Origin of the sequence: Vibrio nigripulchritudo ATCC 27043 (assembly GCF_000222685.1) — a bacterium.
GTDB lineage: Bacteria > Pseudomonadota > Gammaproteobacteria > Enterobacterales > Vibrionaceae > Vibrio > Vibrio nigripulchritudo.
Map to the genome: position 1 here is coordinate 1 of NZ_AFWJ01000326.1, position 20,052 is coordinate 20,052.

16 protein-coding genes and 2 pseudogenes are annotated in these 20,052 nt (G+C 47.2%); 14 read left to right on the forward strand and 4 right to left on the reverse strand.

What is annotated here, in order from left to right:
* The 6 genes and pseudogenes from RH89_RS27890 to RH89_RS27915 all read left to right on the forward strand — a co-directional run.
* The coding region (locus tag RH89_RS27890; protein WP_004409213.1) for an ABC transporter substrate-binding protein at positions 1-1,596 on the forward strand (1,596 nt) is incomplete at its 5' end.
* Positions 1,596-2,557: pseudogene (locus RH89_RS27895) on the forward strand (ABC transporter permease). The gene RH89_RS27890 and the pseudogene RH89_RS27895, both read left to right, overlap by 1 nt.
* On the forward strand, positions 2,544-3,431 hold the full coding sequence (gene sapC / locus RH89_RS27900) for a putrescine export ABC transporter permease SapC (protein ID WP_004409214.1): 888 nt from the start codon (positions 2,544-2,546) through the stop codon (positions 3,429-3,431). Before RH89_RS27895 ends, sapC begins: the two are co-directional and overlap by 14 nt.
* Complete coding sequence (locus RH89_RS27905) at positions 3,431-4,426, forward strand: peptide ABC transporter ATP-binding protein (RefSeq protein WP_004409215.1); 996 nt, start codon at positions 3,431-3,433, stop codon at positions 4,424-4,426. The genes sapC and RH89_RS27905 overlap by 1 nt, the downstream gene beginning before the upstream one ends.
* A complete protein-coding gene (locus RH89_RS27910) occupies positions 4,423-5,205 on the forward strand; it encodes a peptide ABC transporter ATP-binding protein (protein ID WP_004409217.1) in 783 nt (260 codons plus the stop codon). The genes RH89_RS27905 and RH89_RS27910 overlap by 4 nt, the downstream gene beginning before the upstream one ends.
* 8 nt (positions 5,206-5,213) lie before the next feature.
* A complete protein-coding gene (locus tag RH89_RS27915; RefSeq protein WP_004409219.1) occupies positions 5,214-6,005 on the forward strand; it encodes a DUF2927 domain-containing protein in 792 nt (263 codons plus the stop codon).
* A 21-nt stretch (positions 6,006-6,026) separates the two neighbouring features.
* Here the strand turns inward: RH89_RS27915 and RH89_RS27920 are convergent.
* Both RH89_RS27920 and RH89_RS27925 read right to left on the reverse strand, forming a co-directional pair.
* A pseudogene (locus RH89_RS27920) lies at positions 6,027-6,407 on the reverse strand (DUF2750 domain-containing protein); the annotation flags it as partial.
* A 106-nt stretch (positions 6,408-6,513) separates the two neighbouring features.
* Positions 6,514-7,428 (reverse strand): MurR/RpiR family transcriptional regulator, encoded by a 915-nt coding sequence (locus RH89_RS27925; RefSeq protein WP_004409223.1) that lies wholly within the window; start codon positions 7,426-7,428, stop codon positions 6,514-6,516.
* A 175-nt stretch (positions 7,429-7,603) separates the two neighbouring features.
* Here RH89_RS27925 and RH89_RS27930 point away from each other — a divergent pair, with 175 nt between their 5' ends.
* From RH89_RS27930 to RH89_RS27960, 7 genes are all read left to right on the forward strand, one after another.
* Positions 7,604-8,149 carry a TRAP transporter small permease subunit gene (locus RH89_RS27930; protein ID WP_004409225.1) on the forward strand — a complete coding sequence of 182 codons (546 nt, stop codon included), beginning with the start codon at positions 7,604-7,606 and terminating at the stop codon, positions 8,147-8,149.
* Positions 8,146-9,468 carry a TRAP transporter large permease gene (locus RH89_RS27935; RefSeq protein ID WP_004409227.1) on the forward strand — a complete coding sequence of 441 codons (1,323 nt, stop codon included), beginning with the start codon at positions 8,146-8,148 and terminating at the stop codon, positions 9,466-9,468. Before RH89_RS27930 ends, RH89_RS27935 begins: the two co-directional genes overlap by 4 nt.
* Before the next feature lie 63 nt (positions 9,469-9,531).
* Complete coding sequence (gene dctP / locus RH89_RS27940; protein WP_004409232.1) at positions 9,532-10,584, forward strand: TRAP transporter substrate-binding protein DctP; 1,053 nt, start codon at positions 9,532-9,534, stop codon at positions 10,582-10,584.
* Between the two features lie 47 nt (positions 10,585-10,631).
* Positions 10,632-11,999, forward strand: a complete 1,368-nt coding sequence (locus tag RH89_RS27945; RefSeq protein ID WP_004409233.1) for a glutamine synthetase family protein — start codon at positions 10,632-10,634, stop codon at positions 11,997-11,999.
* A 22-nt stretch (positions 12,000-12,021) separates the two neighbouring features.
* Positions 12,022-13,413 (forward strand): aldehyde dehydrogenase family protein, encoded by a 1,392-nt coding sequence (locus RH89_RS27950; protein WP_004409235.1) that lies wholly within the window; start codon positions 12,022-12,024, stop codon positions 13,411-13,413.
* Positions 13,413-14,579, forward strand: coding sequence for an iron-containing alcohol dehydrogenase (locus tag RH89_RS27955; RefSeq protein WP_004409236.1), 1,167 nt, complete (start codon positions 13,413-13,415; stop codon positions 14,577-14,579). The genes RH89_RS27950 and RH89_RS27955 overlap by 1 nt, the downstream gene beginning before the upstream one ends.
* Positions 14,580-14,596: 17 nt before the next feature.
* Positions 14,597-15,310: a glutamine amidotransferase-related protein gene (locus RH89_RS27960; RefSeq protein ID WP_004409237.1), complete on the forward strand. Its 714-nt coding sequence runs from the start codon at positions 14,597-14,599 to the stop codon at positions 15,308-15,310.
* Here RH89_RS27960 and RH89_RS27965 read toward each other — a convergent pair.
* Positions 15,307-16,971, reverse strand: coding sequence for a winged helix-turn-helix domain-containing protein (locus tag RH89_RS27965; protein WP_080564093.1), 1,665 nt, complete (start codon positions 16,969-16,971; stop codon positions 15,307-15,309). The two genes, RH89_RS27960 and RH89_RS27965, sit on opposite strands and share 4 nt — an antisense overlap.
* Positions 16,972-17,137: 166 nt before the next feature.
* On the opposite strand from RH89_RS27965, the gene RH89_RS27970 reads away from it, so the two are divergent.
* Positions 17,138-17,944 carry an alpha/beta hydrolase gene (locus tag RH89_RS27970; protein ID WP_004409242.1) on the forward strand — a complete coding sequence of 269 codons (807 nt, stop codon included), beginning with the start codon at positions 17,138-17,140 and terminating at the stop codon, positions 17,942-17,944.
* A 139-nt stretch (positions 17,945-18,083) separates the two neighbouring features.
* On the opposite strand, the gene nagE is transcribed toward RH89_RS27970, so the two are convergent.
* Complete coding sequence (gene nagE / locus RH89_RS27975; protein WP_022607770.1) at positions 18,084-19,535, reverse strand: N-acetylglucosamine-specific PTS transporter subunit IIBC; 1,452 nt, start codon at positions 19,533-19,535, stop codon at positions 18,084-18,086.
* Between the last annotated feature and the right edge of the window lie 517 nt (positions 19,536-20,052).

Consider the following 20,052-nt stretch of genomic DNA (forward strand, 5'->3'; position numbering starts at 1 on the left):
ACCGTTGCCAGTGCGTGGCTACTCAGTGCATGCAGTGACGACATCGACCATAGTACGGTCAGAAATCAAGGCTTTGTCTACTGTGGTCAAAGCTCTCCTTCGTCTTTCAATCCTCAACAAGTCGACAGTGGCCTAACAGCAGAGGCGTTAAGTCAGCAGATCTTTAATACCTTGCTGACTCTAGAGCCCGAGACACATAAGCCAGTGTCCAGCCTAGCGACCAGTTGGGATGTGAATGAAGACGGTACAGAATACCTTTTCCAACTAAGAGAAGGCGTAGAATTTCAAACGACCCCATGGTTTATACCCACTCGTACACTAACCGCGCATGATGTGGTTTTCAGCTTCGAGAGAATTCTAAACAGCAGTCATCCTTTTCACTACCTTGGTCAGGGGCGTTACCCTTGGTTTGAGGGAATTGATTTTAAGGGGTTGGTCAAATCCGTCGAAGCCATTGGCGACAATCAAGTGAAGTTCACTTTGACGCGCGCTGACAACACTTTTCTTCCGAATATAGCTACCCCATACGCCGTGATCCATTCACGCGAATACGCTAACCAGCTGATAAAGAATGGTACAAAGCACTATCTCGACACTCGCCCAATCGGCACTGGACCTTTCTACCTTGATGAATACCAGACGGGTGATTTGATTAGAGTGAAAAAGCACGATAGCTATTGGCAAGGTGCCCCAGCCATGCAGCAGGTTGTGTTTGATATTTCTACACGAGGAACAGGCACCTTAGCGAAGTTGCTTCGAAAAGAATGTGACGTGCTCTCTTCTCCGGTTTCCAGCCAGTTACCCATCATTATCGACGATGAAAATCTCGTCTTGCACGCCAAGCCCGCAATGAATGTGTCTTTCATCGCGCTGAATACATCACACCCTGCACTCAATGATCGTCGAGTTAGAAAAGCGTTGAACCTTGCCATTAACCGCCAGGTAATCTTAGATTCCGTCTATTACGGTACAGGTTCGATTGCTTATACTCTTTTGCCGCCAACTTCCTGGGCGTATCAAAAAGACAGCATTCAGATTCGATATGATCGAAATTACGCACTGGCTTTACTAGAAGAAGCAGGGTTTTCAAAAGGGTTAGAGATGTCAATGTGGGTACCACTTGAACCCAGACCTTACAACCCAAGTCCTCGGAAAACTGCCGAACAGATTCAGGCAAGCTTTGCAGACATTGGTATCAAACTTAATTTGTTGACGGATGACAGGTTCAATCGAGCTGAATTGAATACCAACCTGCCTAATGTCGATATGCTGCTTACAGGGTGGACGGCCAGCACTGGCGACCCAGACAACTTTTTACGCCCTTTGCTGTCATGCAATGCAGAAAAAGCGGGGCTGAACGTTTCTATGTGGTGTAACCCAGACTTTGACTTTTTGCTCGATTTATCACGCGAAACGAACCAGCCTCGGTATCGATTGAATTTGTACCGTCAGGCGCAAAATCTGTTGAATCAAGAGATGCCAGTCATTCCATTGGCTCATGGTATTCAGTATCAAGCCAACCATAAATCACTGACTGGTTTCCAAATGAGCCCATTCAACGTTCGATCATTCCACACCGTCGAGAGGAGCGAATAATGTTTCGGTATACGGTTCGACGGTTGAACCTATTTGTTATCACTTTGTTTATACTGACTTTTGTCGGTTTCAGTATATTGCGACTGGATCCTACTTCGCCAGCAGCACTCGAAGACTTGATTCCAGGGTGGTTACAGTACATTGGCGAAATCAGTCAGCTGAACTTTGGACAAAATGAACGAGGTGAACCGATCTGGAATGATATTCTGGTCGTGTTTCCTGCCACTATTGAACTTTGCTTTTTCGCCTTTTTAATTGCTCTTTTGATTGGTATTCCAATTGGAACCGTTGCTGGTACACGTGAGGGAAAGTGGATCGACACCGTGATTTCATTTACCTCAATGTCAGGATTTTCAGCGCCTTTGTACTGGATCGCTCTAATGCTGATATTTGTATTCTCACTGACCGCTGAGTGGTTTCCGGTTGGCGGGCGTTTTGACCTCCTATATCAAATTGACCATGTGACTGGCTTTGCGATTATCGACGCCCTACTTTCTGATCGTCCGCTCAAAGCACAAGCACTGCAAAGTGTACTGGAACACCTGATTCTCCCGTGTATCGTTTTGGCACTGGCGCCGACCACACAAATCATCAGTCTTATGCGCGCTTCTGTGGCTGAAGTTATGCAGCAGAACTACATTCGCGCGGCCAAAATTAATGGTCTTTCAAAATATGAGATTGTTATTGAGCACGTTATTCGTAACGCTCTGCCGCCGATTATTCCAAATTTGGTGTTCAACTTTCCAGTATGCTGACGTTTGCGATCATCACTGAATCCATTTTTAACTGGCCGGGTATCGGTCGCTGGCTTCTTGATGCCTTGTCGAATCAGGATTATGTCGCTATTCAGGCGGGTGTGATGGTTGTGGCTACCTTTGTGCTGATCGCCAATATTCTCTCAGACCTCATTGGTGCTTTCGCCAATCCGCTGGTAAGGAAGGAATGGTATGCTGACAGATAATGTATATCAGGAAGAACGCATTCCAACTCAGTTCGAGTTTTTCTGGAGTAACTACCGCAGTAACACGTTGGCAATGTTTGGGCTGTGGTGCTTGGTTATTCTGCTTCTGATTACTCTTTTTTCGCCGTGGCTGACGCCTCATGACCCACAGGTACAAACGGCGAATCTCAGACTGCCACCTTCATGGCACCAAGAAGGTACTGTTGAATTTTTCTTGGGAACTGATGATCTTGGCAGAGACATTCTCTCTCGTTTAATTGAGGGCTCTCAGCTGACTCTGGGTGCAGCCATTATCATCACAGCCATTGCTGCGTTCATCGGTTGTGCCATTGGTATTCTTGCAGGAATGACCAAGGGCTTGATTTCCAGTACCCTAAACCACCTTCTGGATACCGTAATGTCCATTCCTTCCCTGCTCCTGGCGATTATTTTCGTCGCGTTTCTAGGGTTTGGAGAATTCAACATTTTGCTGGCGATCTGCCTTGCATTGATCCCGAGATTCATCCGGTCTGTTTATGTCGCAGTGCACAACGAAGTTGAGAAAGACTACGTGACAGCCGCACGTCTCGACGGCGCTAAAAATATCCACCTTATGTGGAATTCGATTTTTCCAAACGTGCTACCAGTGATCGCTGCCGAAGCAACTATGGCTTTGTCTGTAGCAATTCTGGATATCACAGCACTGGGCTTCTTGGGCTTGGGGGCACAGGCGCCAAGTACTGAATGGGGTGCGATTCTGGGCGATTCAGTTGAACTGATATACTCTGCACCCTGGACGGTAACCTTACCTGGTTTGGTCATTATGTTTACCATTGTTGTCATTAATCTGGTTGGTGAAGGAACCCGACGTGCACTGAATGCGGGGATCGAATAATGCCTTTACTTGATATTCGACATCTGACGATTGAAATCGAAACCCCACAGGGGAAAGTCAAAGCCGTCGACCGCATGAGCCTGACCATGAACGAAGGAGAAATCCGCGGGTTGGTAGGTGAATCTGGTTCGGGGAAAAGTCTGGTTGCGAAAGCCATTCTGGGCATTGCCAAAGACAACATGACCGTAACCGCGGACAGGTTGCGTCTGGGCAGTATTGATTTGCTGCAACTGACACCCCGTGAAAGGCGGCGGATCATCGCGCGCGATATCGCGATGATTTTTCAGGAGCCTTCAACCTGTTTAGACCCTTCCGAACGAGTTGGCAGACAGCTGGCTGAATCCATACCCCGTGATTCTTATGAAGGTCGCTGGTGGCAAGCGTGGAAATGGCGTAAAACGCAGGCAATGGCACTGCTGCATAAAGTGGGCATTAAAGACCACAGACGAGTGATGCGCAGCTACCCTTATGAGCTGACTGACGGTGAATGTCAGAAAATTATGATTGCGATGGCTATCGCAACCAAGCCTAAAGTTCTGATAGCAGACGAACCGACCAACGATTTAGACGCCATTACCCAGTCTCAGATTCTCCGTCTGCTTAGCCGGATGAATCAGGTGAACAACACGACAATTCTGCTGATTGGGCACGACCTCACCACCATTACGCAGTGGGCAGACAGAATTACCGTGATGTATTGCGGTCAGTCGGTCGAATCAGCAGCAACCAAACAGATTCTGAATGCACCTAAGCACCCCTACACCGTGGCACTGTTGCAGGCGATGCCAGACTTCAATGACTGGATCCCTCACAAGTCCAAACTGCAATCTCTGCCGGGGTCCATTCCTCCACTTCAACACTTACCTATTGGTTGCCGACTAGGACCAAGGTGCCCTCATGCGCAGCGCCAGTGTGTTGAAATTCCACAGACTCAAAAAGTGAAAAATCATAAGTTCAGTTGTCATTTCCCTCTGAACACGGAGAAGCGTTCATGAGTGCGTTGTTAGAAGTCAGCAACCTAAGCAAAACGTTCATCAGTCGTTCGGGGCTGTTTAGCAAGAAAGAGCAGTACGCGGTTAAACCCGTCAGCTTTACGCTCGAAGCGGGGCAAACCATTGGCTTTATCGGACAGAATGGCTCAGGCAAGTCGACTCTGGCAAAAATGCTGGCAGGTGTTGTTGAGCCTTCATCTGGTGAAATAAGAGTCATGGGCGAAAAACTGGAGCACCGAGACTACTCCACTCGCTGTAAATTAATTCGCATGATTTTTCAGGATCCCAATACCTCTCTGAATCCTCGTTTGCAGATTGGCACCATCTTAGAAGGTCCACTGAAACGTAACACCAGCATGGCTTCGGAAGATCGTAAAAAGCGCGTAAAACAAACACTCATGAGAGTGGGTCTGCTGCCTGAACACGCCTACTTTTATCCTCAAATGTTGGCGACTGGACAGAAACAACGTGTCAGTCTGGCACGTGCACTCATTCTACAGCCGTCTATAATTGTTGCTGATGAGGCGCTCAATGGTCTGGATATGGCGATGCGTTCTCAGATCATTAATTTGCTTTTGGAGTTGCAGGAAGAGATGGGTGTGTCGTTTGTGTTTGTTTCTCAACATATCGGAATCATAAAACACATTACCGACAAAATTATGGTGATGCATGAAGGCAACGTGGTTGAGTCTGGCTCGACGCACGAAGTAATAGCCAATCCATCCCATCAAATTACACAACGCCTGATCGAGAGCCACTTCAATAAAGCCCCAGCACATTAAGGCAACCTATGTGGAAAAGCATCAACCCTCTGAATCACTGTATCCTCTGTTTGGTGCTTTTCACGTTTTCCTCCCCTTCCCTCAGCGAGTATCGGTGGCTTGATCCTGCGTATCTCGAAGAAGCATTTTATGAAGTCGCATTAAAAAATGAATACGACACTGGCGGGCAAAACGTCAGGAAATGGCGAGAACCCGTAAAAATATATCTTGAGCATAAAGTCCCGGACGAAGACATTCACACCGAACTGGCTCAAATGCACGTAAAGCACCTGTCGTACCTCACTAATCACCCTATCGAAATTGTTCCCACACCTGAAGAAGCCAACGTTATCTGGGTCTACACAAGGTTGAGCGAATGGGAAGAGGATATTGAAAGAGTATTGGGAAGACCTTCGCTCCAGCATTCAAAGCGAGCTATTTGTATCGCCAATTTTGAAACCGCACCCGACGGGCAAATGATTAAAGGGGGGATTATTATTCCTGTTGATCAGGCTCGTTCAAAAGGAAAACTATTGGGCTGTGTAGTGGAAGAAATTACCCAACTTCTGGGCTTGCCGAACGATTCAGAAAAAGTCTACCCATCCATTTTTAACGATGAGTCCCCTGAAGATCTGCTTTCCCCTCTTGATGGTCTGCTGCTTAAAATTCTCTATCACCCTTCTCTGGAACCGGGAATGAGTAAAGACGAAGCACAACCTATCGTCAGAGCCATACTTTCAGAGTTCCAACAAAATGGCACCTTAGAAGGTGCCATTCGAGAAATCAGAAAGGGAGAACTTTACCCACTGATGGGCTTTTAGTTTAAGCGACTTATTAGCGCTTGCTCGCCTGTTTTTTAGTTCAAAATCAAATTCTTCCGGGTACAGAATGACGCCTTCTTCGTTGTCATTTGGGAAGACAACCACTGAAAGCTCGTCGTCTTCCAGACCATAGGTCCAGCGGCTGTGCCATTTGTTGATTGAAATCGCTTCCGGCTTACACTCTTCCCAGTCACCTGTCGCCCAGGCTTGAGCAAACTCTTGGTTTGGCCAAACAGGTACGCAATCTTCGTCTTCTGTGTTTAACATGACGCAGCCATGCTCGTCGGTTAAGATCCAAATCTCACGATTGGCAACCACCTCTTTAATGCAGTATTTCAGGCGTTGTTCTGTGTTGTAACGGTTGATGGTTTCAATTTGTTCTTGATCGAGTTGTTTAGACATTTGGAATGCTCTTAGAAGACAGGAATGCAGGATGGACTATTATACCCAAATCCTCAGAGACATCACGCTCAGCGACAGACGATTTGGGCAAATCTACGACATCAACTCAGACAAACTTTTTAAATAGTTTGGCTTTATCGAGAAGCACTTCCAGATCTTTCATTCGGTTGCTGGTTTCGGACCAGGTTGCAGACTGAATCGCCTCGACCAAGGCTTCCACTAAAAAAGTAATAGCTACTGTTGAATCCCACGCTGAAGGCGCTTCAATTCGGGCATGAAAAACGTGCTGAGCCAGCTTCACAACTGGCGAACCCCATTGGTCTGTGAAAAGAATCAGGTTCACTTCTCGGCTGCGGGCGATTTCCGCCAGTGTGAGAATGTCGTTCTCGTATCGGCGAATATCAAACACCACCAGAGTATCGCCGGGCTTCATGTTAATCACATAATGCGACCAGCTATTGGCATTCGGTTCCACCATGGTGACGTTGGCACGAATAACCTGCATATGAGTAAACATATATTCAGCAATAGAGTGGCTGATTCGCCCACCAACGATATAGAGAGAGCGATTTTGGTCACTCAGTGCATCCACAACATCGTTAAACGTTTTCTCATCGATTTGAGTCACGGTCTGCCGGATATTGTTCACCACCGCATCAGCAAAACGATCAAGAAGATGGGACTTTTCGTCGATGCTGGGAATAGAGTCGTGCTTTTCAATCGGGCTTTTTAGGGTGTCGCCTATCTCTTCATGGATGCTGCGTTGCATCTCTGGAAAGCCGCCAAAACCAAGCTTTTTCGCCAAACGAACCACAGTTGGTGTCGATACCTTCGCAGCTTCCGACAAAGACACTACCGTCCCTAAGCTGGACGCCGGGTAATTCTCCAGCATCACATTGGCGAGCTGCCTTTCTGCCCGAGTCAGTGTGGCAAACCCTTCTTTAATCCTTTCCGCTACCGTCAAAACATTCTCCATACCGCTTTGTAGCTCCACCGTTATTGAGAACATTGTAACAAACATAACATGACATCTTAAAATGAAAAAATATTTTCTGTAATTATATTGACAGTATTTTTATTTCTGTAAATATAGATACAAACAGATCATTATTTAACCAATAATCTGAAATCATTCTAAGAAAACATTCTGGGAACAGTGACGTTCCTTGAGCAGTCTAGTGAACATGGAGTTGTTGATGGAGCAGGATCCAATCCTTTCGCTTCCCTCGCCTATTCGGGCGTTTGTAAAGGGAGTGGAAACAGTGAACCGAAAGATCGGTCGGTTTGCGATGTATCTGGTATTCGTGATGATAGGGATATTGCTCTACTCATCCATTTCAAAAACCTTTTTCTACCCTTCGCTTTGGACGTTGGAAATGGCGCAATTCGTCATGGTGGCGTTCTATATGCTCGGGGGACCTTACTCCATGCAGTTGCAAAGCCACGTCCGAATGGACTTGGTATACGGTAACTGGAGCCTGCGCAAAAAAGCCATGATAGACAGCATCACCGTTATCATGTTGTTCGTTTACTTAGGCGTGTTGCTGTATGGCGGAATATCCAGCACCAGCTACGCGGTCGAATACGGTGAACGCAGCTACTCAGCTTGGCGACCTTATATGGCGCCAATAAAAATCATCATGTGCGTAAGCGTGTTTCTCATGTTGCTTCAGGCGATTGCGGTCTGGATCCGTGATATAGCCACTGTCATCTATGGCAGCGAAACGGAGGCAAATTCATGAGCTACGAAATGATCGCCATGTTGATGTTCTCTGCCATGATGCTGATGCTGCTTACAGGGCAGCGTGTCTTTGCGGTTATCGGCTCTATTGCTGTAATCGCCGCTCTGCTTCTGTGGGGTGACGGAGGCTCAGAAATCGCCTTTAGTTCTGCCATCAAGCTGATGAAATGGTACCCACTGCTTACTCTTCCCCTGTTTATCTATATGGGATACATGCTGTCTGAATCAGGTATTGCAGAAGATTTATACCGCATGTTCCATGTCTGGATGGGACCACTAAATGGCGGGCTTGCAATAGGAACAATAGGTCTGATGGTGGTGATCTCCGCCATGAACGGTCTGAGTGTTGCCGGAATGGCCATTGGTGCCAGTATTGCACTACCTGAGCTGTTGCGCCGTGGTTACGACAAAATCATGGTGACAGGTGTCATACAGGCGGGAAGCTCATTGGGAATATTGGTTCCCCCAAGTGTGGTTTTAGTGCTGTATGGCATGATTGCCCGCCAGCCCGTTGGGCAACTTTGGCTCGCTGGTGTTTTTCCCGGATTGCTGATGGCGACCCTCTTTATCGTTTACATCGTGATTCGATGTAAATTGCAGCCGAACCTTGGTCCTGCTCTCCCAGAAGAAGAAAGAAACGTCAGCTTAAAAGAGAAGTTGTTGCTGCTACGCGCCGGCATTACCCCGCTTCTGATATTTGTTTCCATGACCGGGTTGTTTTTGATGGGCGTGACCAGTTTGGTAGAAAGTTCCGCCGTGGGTGCAACCGCTGCGACCATTGCTGCCATCGCCAAAAGACGCCTTAATCGAAACGTTATGGAAGAGACGTTAAGAAAAACACTAGCCATAAGCTGCATGTTTATGTGGATCATTCTAGCGGCACTTTGCTTTGGCGCAGTGTTTGACGGAATCGGTGCAGTAAAAGCGATTGAAGGATTCTTCATTGACCGGCTAAACCTGACACCTTGGCAGGTGCTGATTCTGATGCAGCTTTCTTATCTGCTAATGGGAACATTCCTTGACGATACTGCCATGCTGGTGATTGTTGCACCGCTTTATGTTCCGCTAGTCGGCGCACTGGGATTCGACTTGCTCTGGTACGGCGTGCTTTACACCATTACCTGTCAAATCGCCTATATGACGCCCCCGTTTGGCTACAACCTCTTCCTGATGCGTGCGATGGCACCACCCGAAATTTCCCTGAAAGACATTTACCTGTCCATCATACCGTTTGTGCTGATCATGATATTCGGTCTGATTCTGGTGATGGCTTTCCCACAACTGGCTTTGTGGCTACCAGAGTACCACTACGGCCAATAAAACACGACCTGATGTGACAACCTTAAACTTGGACAAGGACACACATTCATGGAGGAATAAAACATGTCTAGTAGAAGAGATTTCCTTAAAAAAGCAGGGGCGGTGTCAGCCGCAAGTGCAACAGCCATTGTGGGCGCACCTGCTATTGCAAACAGCAAAAAGACCATCAAATGGCGTTTGCAAACCTACGCGGGTCCAGCACTCGGTGAGCACGTGATCAAACCTGCTGTGGATGCATTCAACAAAGCCGCCAATGGCGAAATGGTCATTGAACTGTTTTATGCCGATCAGCTTGTACCTACGGGTGAGCTTTTCCGAGCCATGCAGCGAGGGACAATCGACGCGGTGCAAAGTGATGACGACTCCATCGCCGCTCCTGTAGACATTTCTGTATTCGGCGGGTATTTCCCCTTCGCTACTCGATACAGCCTGGATGTTCCTGTGTTGTTTGAACAATACGGTTTAAAGGAAATTTGGAAAGAAGCATATGACGAAGTGAAAGGCGTCACCTGGTTGTCAGCAGGCGCATGGGACCCCTGCCATTTCGCTACGGTAAAACCGATCCGAAGCCTGTCTGATTTGAAAGGAAAGCGCGTCTTTACCTTCCCTACAGCAGGTCGCTTCCTGTCTCGGTTCGGTGTTATTCCGGTCACTTTGCCCTGGGAAGATGTCGAAGTTGCCATTCAAACTGGCGAGCTTGACGGCATCGCCTGGTCAGGCATTACCGAAGACTACACCGTTGGCTGGGCAGACGTCACCAAGTACTTCCTAACCAACAATATTTCCGGTGCGTGGTGTGGCTCGTTCTTCGCCAACAGCGAGCGCTGGGATGCCCTGCCAGAACACCTGAAAACGCTATGGCGTCTCTGCATGGACAGTTCTCATTACTACCGCCAGCACTGGTATTGGGGTGGAGAAGCTAAACTTCGTGTAGAAGGCAAAAAACTTGAACTGACCACCATCCCAGATGAGGAATGGAAATCAGTCGAACAGGAAGCGCTGAAATTCTGGGATGAGATTGCCAAAACCAGCCCAAGGACAAAACGCGTGGTGGACATCTTCAAGAAATACGCCGCCGATATGGAGAAAGCGGGTAAGCCATATCGTTACAGCTAACAGGGTATTGCACCGGCAGCTTATGCCGGTGCTCAGAGGGACAGGAAATGGATGCAAGATCAGTAAAAACCATCGAAGACGCCAAGAAAATTGTTGAAGAACGTGGGCTTAGCCACATCAAAGTTGGGCTGTTCGATAACGATGGGATTATGCGCGGAAAATACATGTCGAAAGACAAGTTCTTTTCGTCACTCGATAAGGGCTTTGCCTTTTGCGATGTGGTTTTAGGCTGGGATGCCAAAGACCAACTCTACGACAATACCACCTACACCGGATGGCACACAGGCTACCCCGACGCACCAGTCAGAATTCTGCCTGAAACCTGTCGAGATGTGCTGGATGAAGAAGGCATGCTGTTGTTTATTGCCGAGTTTGATGAACAGGCATCCTCTGTCTGCCCCAGAAGTACGTTAGCTCGTGTACTGAAAAAATATGATGAACTTGGATTAAACGCTTTTGCCGCTTTCGAGTATGAATTTTTTGTCTTTAAAGAGACGCCCCACTCTGTGCGAGAGAAGAATTATCAGGACCTCGACCCAATTACCCCAGACTGGTTTGGTTATTCGATGATCCGAAATTCCACCTATCTGGAGCTGTACCAACAACTGCTCGATTTAGGTGAAAGCATGGATTTTCCCATTGAAGGCATTCATTCCGAAACGGGTCCCGGCGTAATTGAAGCCGCTCTGGCAGTTGATGAAGCCATGAGTGCTTCGGACAAAGCAGCCCTGTTCAAAACCTACACCAAAGTGCTGGCTCAACGAAACGACCTTATGGCGACCTTTATGGCGAAATGGAGTAACGATTACCCCGGACAAAGTGGCCATATACATATTTCTTTGCAAAACAAAGATGGCAGCTCCGCATTTTACGATCCTAAGACCGAATACAACATGAGCACGCTACAGCGTCACTTTGTAGCGGGTTTACAACGACTTATGCCTGACTTCTTATGCATGGTCGCACCAACGGTTAACAGCTACAGACGCATGATCCCCGGCTTCTGGGCACCTACCCACTCTACCTGGGCAGTGGAAAATCGCACAACGTCACTCAGGGTGATTCCAGGTTCTGCCAAAAGTCAGAGGGTGGAATATCGAATTGGTGCTGCTGATGGCAACCCGTATCTTGCTCTCGCTGCCGCATTGGCATCTGGTTTGTGCGGGATACAAAACAAATGGGAACCTGGCGAACCTATCGTTGGCAATGCCTACGAACAAAACATTCCGGAAGATTTAAAACTACCGGGCACTCTGTGGGATGCAGCACAAAGGTTAAAAGCTTCTACTCACGCGAGAGAGATGTTTGGTGATGAATTTGTCGACCATTTCGCGGCGAGCCGAGAATGGGAAGAACGAGAATTCAGAAAAGCAGTGACCGACTGGGAGCTGAAGCGCTACTTCGAAATCATATAAACGGCTAAAGGTATAGGACATCATGGAACAGAACACCCTATCTCCGATCAATGGCAAAGTGTGCGTGACACGAGAACTGGCGACCGCAGAACAGATTCAGGCTGTGATCAGCAGCGCCAGCCTTAGCCAAAAGGAATGGCAGGCCACTTCGCTTGAGAAACGTAAAGCCATTTGCTCTCAGGCAATAGAGAATTTTGTTGCCAATAAAGAAGAGATTGCGAAAGAAATTACCCAAATGATGGGGCGACCTATTGCTCACACACAGGGTGAAGTGTTCGGTGTGGAGGAACGAGCACTCTCAATGATTGCGCAGGCTGATGATGCGTTAGCAACGATTGAACTACCTGAAAAAACAGGATTTACGCGATACATAAAGCGCGTTCCTGTGGGAAACGTACTAGTCATTGCCCCTTGGAACTACCCATACCTCACTGCTATTAATGCGGTAATACCTGCTTTACTAGCTGGCAACAGCGTAATGCTTAAGCATTCGGCTCAAACTCCGCTCTGTGCTGAACGATTAGTGGAAGCTTTCGAAGGAACTGGGTTACCAAAAGGCGTTTTTCAGTTTGTTCATACCGATCATGCGTCCACTGAAAAAATGATTCAGCACCCCGGTATCGACTACGTTGCCTTTACCGGTTCTGTAGCTGGCGGAGCCATGGTCGAACGCAATGCGGCTGGTCGGTTTATTGGTGTTGGTCTCGAACTCGGCGGAAAAGACCCGGCGTATGTTCGTTCGGACGCCGATCTTGATCATGCCGTAGAGACACTGGTCGACGGAGCCTTTTTCAATTCAGGTCAATCCTGTTGTGGGATCGAACGCATCTATGTTCATGAATCCGTTCACGATCAGTTTGTAGAAAAAGCGGTCGAACTTGCAAAAGAATACACATTGGGTGACCCGACAGATCCAGAGACCACACTGGGGCCACTGGTTAAAACCGCTGCCGCAGATTTTGTGCGCGAACAGATAAAGCAGGCCGTTTCTCAAGGCGCAAAGGCACACATAGACGAACACCTTTTCCCGATGAGCCAAAAGGGAACCCCTTATTTAGCACCTCAGATTCTGACAGAGGTGAACCATTCAATGAGTGTGATGAACGAAGAGTCCTTTGGTCCTGTTGTCGGTATTCAGTCCGTGACTAGTGATGAAGAGGCGATTTCGCTGATGAACGATTCAGAATTCGGGCTGACGGCATCTGTTTTTACTAAAGACGAGCTAACCGGAGCCCGGATAGGCGAACAGATTGAGACAGGCACCTTCTTTGTCAATCGGTGTGACTATCTCGATCCGCAGTTGGCATGGACTGGTGTGAAAAATTCCGGTCGTGGCTGCACGCTTTCAAGCATAGGGTTCGAAATGCTGACCCGCCCTAAATCATTCCATATCAAGACTCTGGGAGAAGGCTAATGACCATCGCAAACTGGAACTACCCGACAGCCATCAGTGTTGGAAAAGACGTTCTAAAGTCACTTCCTGATCACTGTAAGAGACTTAATATTCAATCGCCACTTCTGGTGACTGACCCTTTTCTGGCAGATATGGATATAGTGATAAACGCCATAAAGAACTGTGAAGAAAAAGGGTTGGCGATTGCTGTGTTCTCTGATGTTCAGGGAAACCCGACGGACACCAACGTGAATCTGGGCATTGATGCTTACAACGCAGGTCATCACGATGGGATCATCGCATTTGGTGGTGGTTCTAGCCTGGACGCGGCAAAAGCCATCGCCCTTTGCGCAAATCAGAGTCTGCCTCTCTGGAGCTTTGAAGATGTTGGTGACAACTGGGCTCAAGCGGATGAGAGCAAAATTGTACCTGTTATCGCTATACCTACAACAGCTGGCACGGGTTCAGAGGTCGGGCGCGCGTCGGTGATCACCGACTCCGACAGTCACATCAAGAAAATCATCTTCCACCCTAAAATGATGCCTGTGCAAGTATTGCTCGACCCAATGGTGACCGTTGGTTTACCTGCGCACATTACGGCGGCAACGGGAATGGATGCACTCTCTCATAGTTTGGAGGCATACTGCGCTCCCGGATACCATCCCATGGCAGACGGTATCGCTATCGAATCAATCAGCCTTGTTAAACACTTTCTCTATCGAGCTTATTTAGACGGTGATGATATCGATGCTCGAACTCAGCTACTGGTAGCGTCAAGCATGGGGGCGACGGCTTTTCAGAAAGGCTTAGGAGCCATGCATGCCCTAGCCCACACCTTGGGTGGACTATACGACAAACACCACGGGCTGCTGAACGCGATTTTGATGCCGTATGTACTGGAAGCTAACCGCAGCGAAATCGAAGACAAAATGGTGGTTTTAGCGCGTGCGCTTTCGCTGCAATCTCCGGGCTTTGACGCGGTGAACAACTGGATTCTGAGCATGCGCAAAACACTGGCGATACCACATACACTGGCTGAAATTGGCATCACGGGCGATGAAGTTGAAAAAGTTGGGCAACTAGCGGTTCAGGATGCAGCCGCTGGTGGTAACCCCATACTATTTACAGCAGAAGAGTACTCTCAGCTATTTGTGCATGCGCTGACAGGTCAGAAAATACAACAATAACCATAACGGTGATGGCAATGAAAATTGGCATATTAATCTGTGACGATGTAAACCCAGCTCTGGAACCCGAGCATGGAAACTACAAGGAAATGTTCAGCCGACTTCTGCATGCAGTAGACGACTCTATTGAACTCGCCTTTTACTGGGTAAATCATCGGCAGTTTCCTGAAGATATTACAGAGTGTGATGCCTACATTACCTCGGGCAGTAAGTCTGGTGTGATGGACAACGATCCGTGGATAAACGATATGGAATCGTTAGTGCGCGAGATCCATCAGGCTCACATTCCATTCATTGGGATATGCTTTGGTCACCAAATGCTGGCAAAAGCGCTGGGGGGAGAAGTCTCCCGCGCTGAAGTCGGCTGGGGTGTAGGCACTGCCGTTACCAAGGTTTTCATTCCTCAGCCTTGGATGGAGCCATTTCAGCAGCAGATCAACTTGCTGGTCAGCCATCAGGATCAGGTGATTTCCATGCCGGATGATGGACAAGTCATTGCGGGCAATGATTTCTGCCCTGTTTCAATAATGTTGGTAGGAAAAACTTCGCTTGGAATTCAGGCACACCCAGAATTTTGTGCCCCCTACTCCAAAGCGTTGATTGAGGTCAGAAAGGATTCGATACCTAAATCCGTTCAGGAAAAAGGTATCGCGTCGCTTAAATTACCAACCGATGGATTGCTGGTCACCCAATGGATGCTGAATTTTATTTGTGAGTCTTTGAAAAGCTAGTGTTCAAACAGAGAGATAATATGTTCCAACTCTCTCTGTACCAAATAATCGGGTTTAGACAGAAGTTCAGCACGAAGCACCTTGATAACTTCCTGAGCTTTCAGTTTCTGATTTGAACGCTCAAGCCAATATAGGGTTTCCAGCTGAATTTCTTTTTCACTGCGTTGTGAACCAACCATGGTATTCATTTCCAGAGCTTCATTCAGCGCCATGATTATGGTTGTAGTGTCCAGCTCCCCCGAACGGACCAGTGCAAGACGCGAGCGAACCTTTTGTGGGAAACCAACACTTTCTGACGGCGGTACATTCACATCAGTGAAATTCGTATCCCTGAAAGTGTGCCATGATGGAACATCTTCAAAAGAAATGGTAAGCCCCCTTTCTTTGTTGTCCTGAACAGGGATGTTTCCGCTTAGATACTGAACGTAATACTCCGTTTTTAATGCCTGAACATACCAGGAATAATTCGATTGAATTGTCTCGCCATAATTACTTTGGGTCACGTGCCAGAGTGCTTTGTCCAAATTCCCCGTTCTCATGTGGATTTCAGCCAGCCAAAGGTGGGAAAGCGAGAGCACAATTGGGTCATGAGAACGTTCTAGAAGATACTCCAGCTTAGGTTGCGCAGACAGCCACTCACCCACATCAACCATGCATATTGCCCTTTGTAGCGCACTCCATTCGTGGCTGGCATCGATAATGCTGGAAGCGGCGAAATAGTGTTGAGCAAGCAGGCACCCTCTCTGGCTTAGGGCTTGCTGCCCTTTCGCATATTCGTGCATCGCACTGACTTCAAAATCGTATTCCGCCAATGTATTCAACGCTTCTTCTGGACGAAGTTGTTGAAGAATCGTCGAGGCGATCCCCGGCATGCTGAGCGCCAGATCCGATTTGGTTATGGAGCCAGTCTGGCGGGCTAAGTGCTTATCAATAATGGTATATTCAATCGATTGCCCTTCTTCCTTCATGGTGACAGAGGCATAAACAACAGCATCCAGTTCCAAACGCTTAAACTCTTCGCCGGACCAGTTTGAAATATCCGTCTCATGTGCACCAATCTGACTCGGTGGGAAAACTTGTATGTCTGGGTAGAGCATCAAGTCGGTCGCCAGCATATCGCTAAGCCCGTATTCTACCCAGTTGTAGGAGTCCAAGGGAGTCGCGTTATGGAAAGGCAACACTGCAACCTTGATGCTCTGATTGGAAAAGTCGATTTTGTCCTTGCCAGCAACCAACCAGAAAGCGGCAACCAAGGTTAATACAATGCATAGAGGTAGCAACAGAGTGAGTTTTTTGTTTGCCGATTTAGAATCGGGTTGTTTAAACGGCGCGATTTCAGCTATCCATTTGTATCCCTGATTGGGAATCGTCCGGATAAATTTTGGGTTCGATGCAGAATCGCCGAGCAGTTTTCTTAACTCCAGAACGCTTTGAGAAAGTGATCGTTCCCGGTATTCGCCGTTGACCCATAACGCTTCAAGTAACTCTTCTTTTGAAATGATCCTGTCTGGGTTCTCGATAAAAAATGCCAACAGTTGTGCCACTTTGTTTCTTATCGTAATGGGCTCTTCTTCTTTAAAAAGCTTTCCTGATGTTGCGTCAAATCTAAACTCACCGAACTGAATCACACTTCGCCTTTTCCCGTATCCCTGATTGCTCACACCCGCAGCCTAACGCGCTGGTTTTTACCTTTCAACGCTACAAATCACTAAATTTGATAAAATTTGTCATCCTTTGTCTTTGATTTGATGCGATTTTTAACCATTTGAATTGAGCTCTGTGCTGAAAACAAACACCTTGAAATGACCAGACAACAAGGAGTCGGTCATGAATCAATCGGTAAAATTATGCACTGGATTATTACTCTCTGCATTGGTCTTTTCGTCGAAGTCTATCGCTACGGAGAATTTAGTTTTTGTTCACGGAGCTCACTTCGATGCCAGATCCTGGAAGCCTGTTTCAAGCTACTTATCTTCTGACGTTAACGTGTTAGCGGTAAACTTACCCGGCCGAAATACACGTGAGGACGCGTCTAAAATTGGGCTAAGCAATTCAGCTAAATCACTTTGCGAAAACATTCGCTCGCTAGAAGGTAACATTCATTTTGCTGCGCACAGTCAGGGCGGAGCTGTGGTTCATTCGGCGATTGGCATCTGCCCTTCCCAATCCATTAAGTCCATCACCTACATTACCTCAGTCGCTCCACTCGTTGGAGAGAGTGCTTTTGCTTCCCTAAACGCCGCGGACGAAAAACATTACTTCAAAGGGGTGAGTTACAACAAAAATAACCATCGCATGGAAATTCGGGATTGGACGCACTTTAACGCCACCTTTGCGCAGGATGCGTCATCAAGTCAGACAAAGCAGCTGCGTAAATTAGCCATTGATGAGCCTGCTCATATCGGGGAAGAAGCTGTGAAATACGACAAAGCGGAGCTGGACCGAATTTCGAAGCATTACGTGTTCGCTAATCAAGACAAAATCATTTCTCTTGAATCGCAGCTAAAAATCGCAAACTCATTAAATATCCATAGTGTTTATTCTTTACAAACCGGTCACTTACCTATGCTGACCAATGCAAAAGAGTTAGCGATGATATTAGATGGAATTGTTGAGAAGGAGGCATCTGACTGATCGCCAAAAACCAGTAGTTCGCTCTAAAGAAGAAAAGCCCTGACTCCTTTCGGAGGCAGGGCTTAAATTGATCTGTTCGGCAAGCGGTGACTAATCGCAATTCAAGTTATATAGGGGGAACTCTAGCCGAACAAAATTCTTATGCGGTCAGGTTTTTCATTGCCGCAGCAACTTTATCAACCTTACCGACACCAACGATAACCTGAATAGAAGTTTTACCCAGTTTCACAACACCAGCAGCACCCAGTGCTTTTAGCGCTTCATCGTTAATGTTTGCAGTGTCTTTCACTTCAAGACGCAGACGAGTAATGCAGTTATCGATAGTAACCAGGTTCTCTTTACCACCCAGCTCTTCAATGTACTTAGCAGCAAGGGCACTGATGTCGCCTTCGCCTTCTTCTGCCATTTCTTCACCACGTCCCAAAGTCTTAAGGTTGAACTTCACGATAGCAAAACGGAAGATCACGTAGTAAAGCACACCAAACACCAGACCTTGAGCAATCAGCATGTACCACTGAGTCGCAAGTGGGTTTTGGCTAGACAGAACGAAGTCCACCAGACCGGCTGAGAAACCAAAGCCTGCCATCCACTGCATAGAGGCTGCGATGAATAGGCTGATACCTGTCAGGATTGCGTGAATAACAAAAAGAACAGGTGCCAGGAACATGAATGAGAATTCTAGAGGCTCTGTGATACCTGTGAAGAAAGACGCCGCACCTGCAGCCAGCATTACTGAGAATACTTTCCCTTTGTTTTTCTTGTCTGCGCTGTGGTAAATCGCCAGAGCAGCAGCAGGAAGACCAAACATCATGATTGGGAAGAAGCCAGCCTGGTACATACCCGTTACGCCTGGTGTTGCAGTACCGTTCGCGATTGACTGCGCGCCGCCAAGGAAGTTAGGAATGTCGTTGATGCCTACTACGTCGAACCAGAACACAGGGTAAAGCGCGTGGTGCATACCAACCGACAGGAACAGACGGTTAAAGAAGCCAAACAGACCCGCGCCAAGAGGACCAAGATCCTGCAAAGACGTACCCAGTGTCAGTAGCGCACCGAAGATGATTGGCCATACTGTCATCAGGATGAACGCCAGTACCATACCCGCGATTGAAGTCAGGATTGGCACAAGACGCTTACCACTGAAGAATGCCAGGAATTTTGGTAGCTCAACGTGAGAGAAACGGTTGTAGATTTCGGCGGAAATAATACCAACGATGATACCCACGAACTGGTTATCAACGTTTTTAAACGCCGAGTTTACATCGTCGACTGAAATGCCCTGAAGCTGCGCAAGCGTTTCCATAGAAAGAAGTGTTGTGACGACAAGCCACATAACATAACCAGACAGGGCAGCGGAGCCATCTTTGTCTTTTGATAAGCCAAATGCCACACCTACGGCGAATATTACGGCCATGTTGCCGATGATGGCACTGCCAGACTTAATCAGAAACGCTGCCAGAATACTTTCACTACCCCAACCCACAGGATCAAGCCAGTAACCCACACCCATTAAAATCGCTGCTGCAGGTAAAGTAGCTACTGGCACCATAAGTGCCTTACCTACTTTCTGCATATAACCTAATACGCTCACTCGATACCTCACGAAGCTTTTAAAAAATCTTCGGCGGATTTTACGAATGTAATTTTACTGCGCAAAAAAACTCTTCACTATTGTGCCTAGCGTCACTAATATCGATAAAAATATCACTAATAAGAGTAAGTTTATTGATATTTTTATCTGAATCATGTATTTTTATCAGGCGTAACAACCAATTAACAACGATTTATCAGAATTATAAATCAATCTCAGTTATCTCTTTTTAGCGAAATACTCTTACATTTTTGAAACAAAAATTAGAGTCACTCTGCTCTACCCAATACGTATCCCAACGCAATGAGTATTACTTATACCCAAGTCACCTCAAGATGCTTGGTTGAGCGAGAATTAACTGGTTTTCAGACAAGACACTGATTTGAAGATCTAGTGGGTCTAAATCAAGAATCAGTAACGCAGTATGAAAGCCAGTTAAACTCGCCCTTGGGAGCCCATATTCTGTCCCATTTCATCGTCAAAGAACTTGGAAAGGACTCGTCATTCCGCTGCGTTC

Bases quoted from the DNA above. Each gene is read 5' to 3' on its own strand.
- sapC (WP_004409214.1), top strand. From the start codon at position 2,544: ATGCTGACAGATAATGTATATCAGGAAGAACGCATTCCAACTCAGTTC.
- RH89_RS27930 (WP_004409225.1), top strand. From the start codon at position 7,604: ATGGAGCAGGATCCAATCCTTTCGCTTCCCTCGCCTATTCGGGCGTTT.
- RH89_RS27960 (WP_004409237.1), top strand. From the start codon at position 14,597: ATGAAAATTGGCATATTAATCTGTGACGATGTAAACCCAGCTCTGGAA.
- RH89_RS27945 (WP_004409233.1), top strand. From the start codon at position 10,632: ATGGATGCAAGATCAGTAAAAACCATCGAAGACGCCAAGAAAATTGTT.
- RH89_RS27950 (WP_004409235.1), top strand. From the start codon at position 12,022: ATGGAACAGAACACCCTATCTCCGATCAATGGCAAAGTGTGCGTGACA.
- RH89_RS27970 (WP_004409242.1), top strand. From the start codon at position 17,138: ATGAATCAATCGGTAAAATTATGCACTGGATTATTACTCTCTGCATTG.
- RH89_RS27925 (WP_004409223.1), bottom strand. From the start codon at position 7,428: ATGTTTGTTACAATGTTCTCAATAACGGTGGAGCTACAAAGCGGTATG.
- RH89_RS27915 (WP_004409219.1), top strand. From the start codon at position 5,214: ATGTGGAAAAGCATCAACCCTCTGAATCACTGTATCCTCTGTTTGGTG.
- RH89_RS27935 (WP_004409227.1), top strand. From the start codon at position 8,146: ATGAGCTACGAAATGATCGCCATGTTGATGTTCTCTGCCATGATGCTG.
- RH89_RS27955 (WP_004409236.1), top strand. From the start codon at position 13,413: ATGACCATCGCAAACTGGAACTACCCGACAGCCATCAGTGTTGGAAAA.
- RH89_RS27910 (WP_004409217.1), top strand. From the start codon at position 4,423: ATGAGTGCGTTGTTAGAAGTCAGCAACCTAAGCAAAACGTTCATCAGT.
- RH89_RS27905 (WP_004409215.1), top strand. From the start codon at position 3,431: ATGCCTTTACTTGATATTCGACATCTGACGATTGAAATCGAAACCCCA.
- dctP (WP_004409232.1), top strand. From the start codon at position 9,532: ATGTCTAGTAGAAGAGATTTCCTTAAAAAAGCAGGGGCGGTGTCAGCC.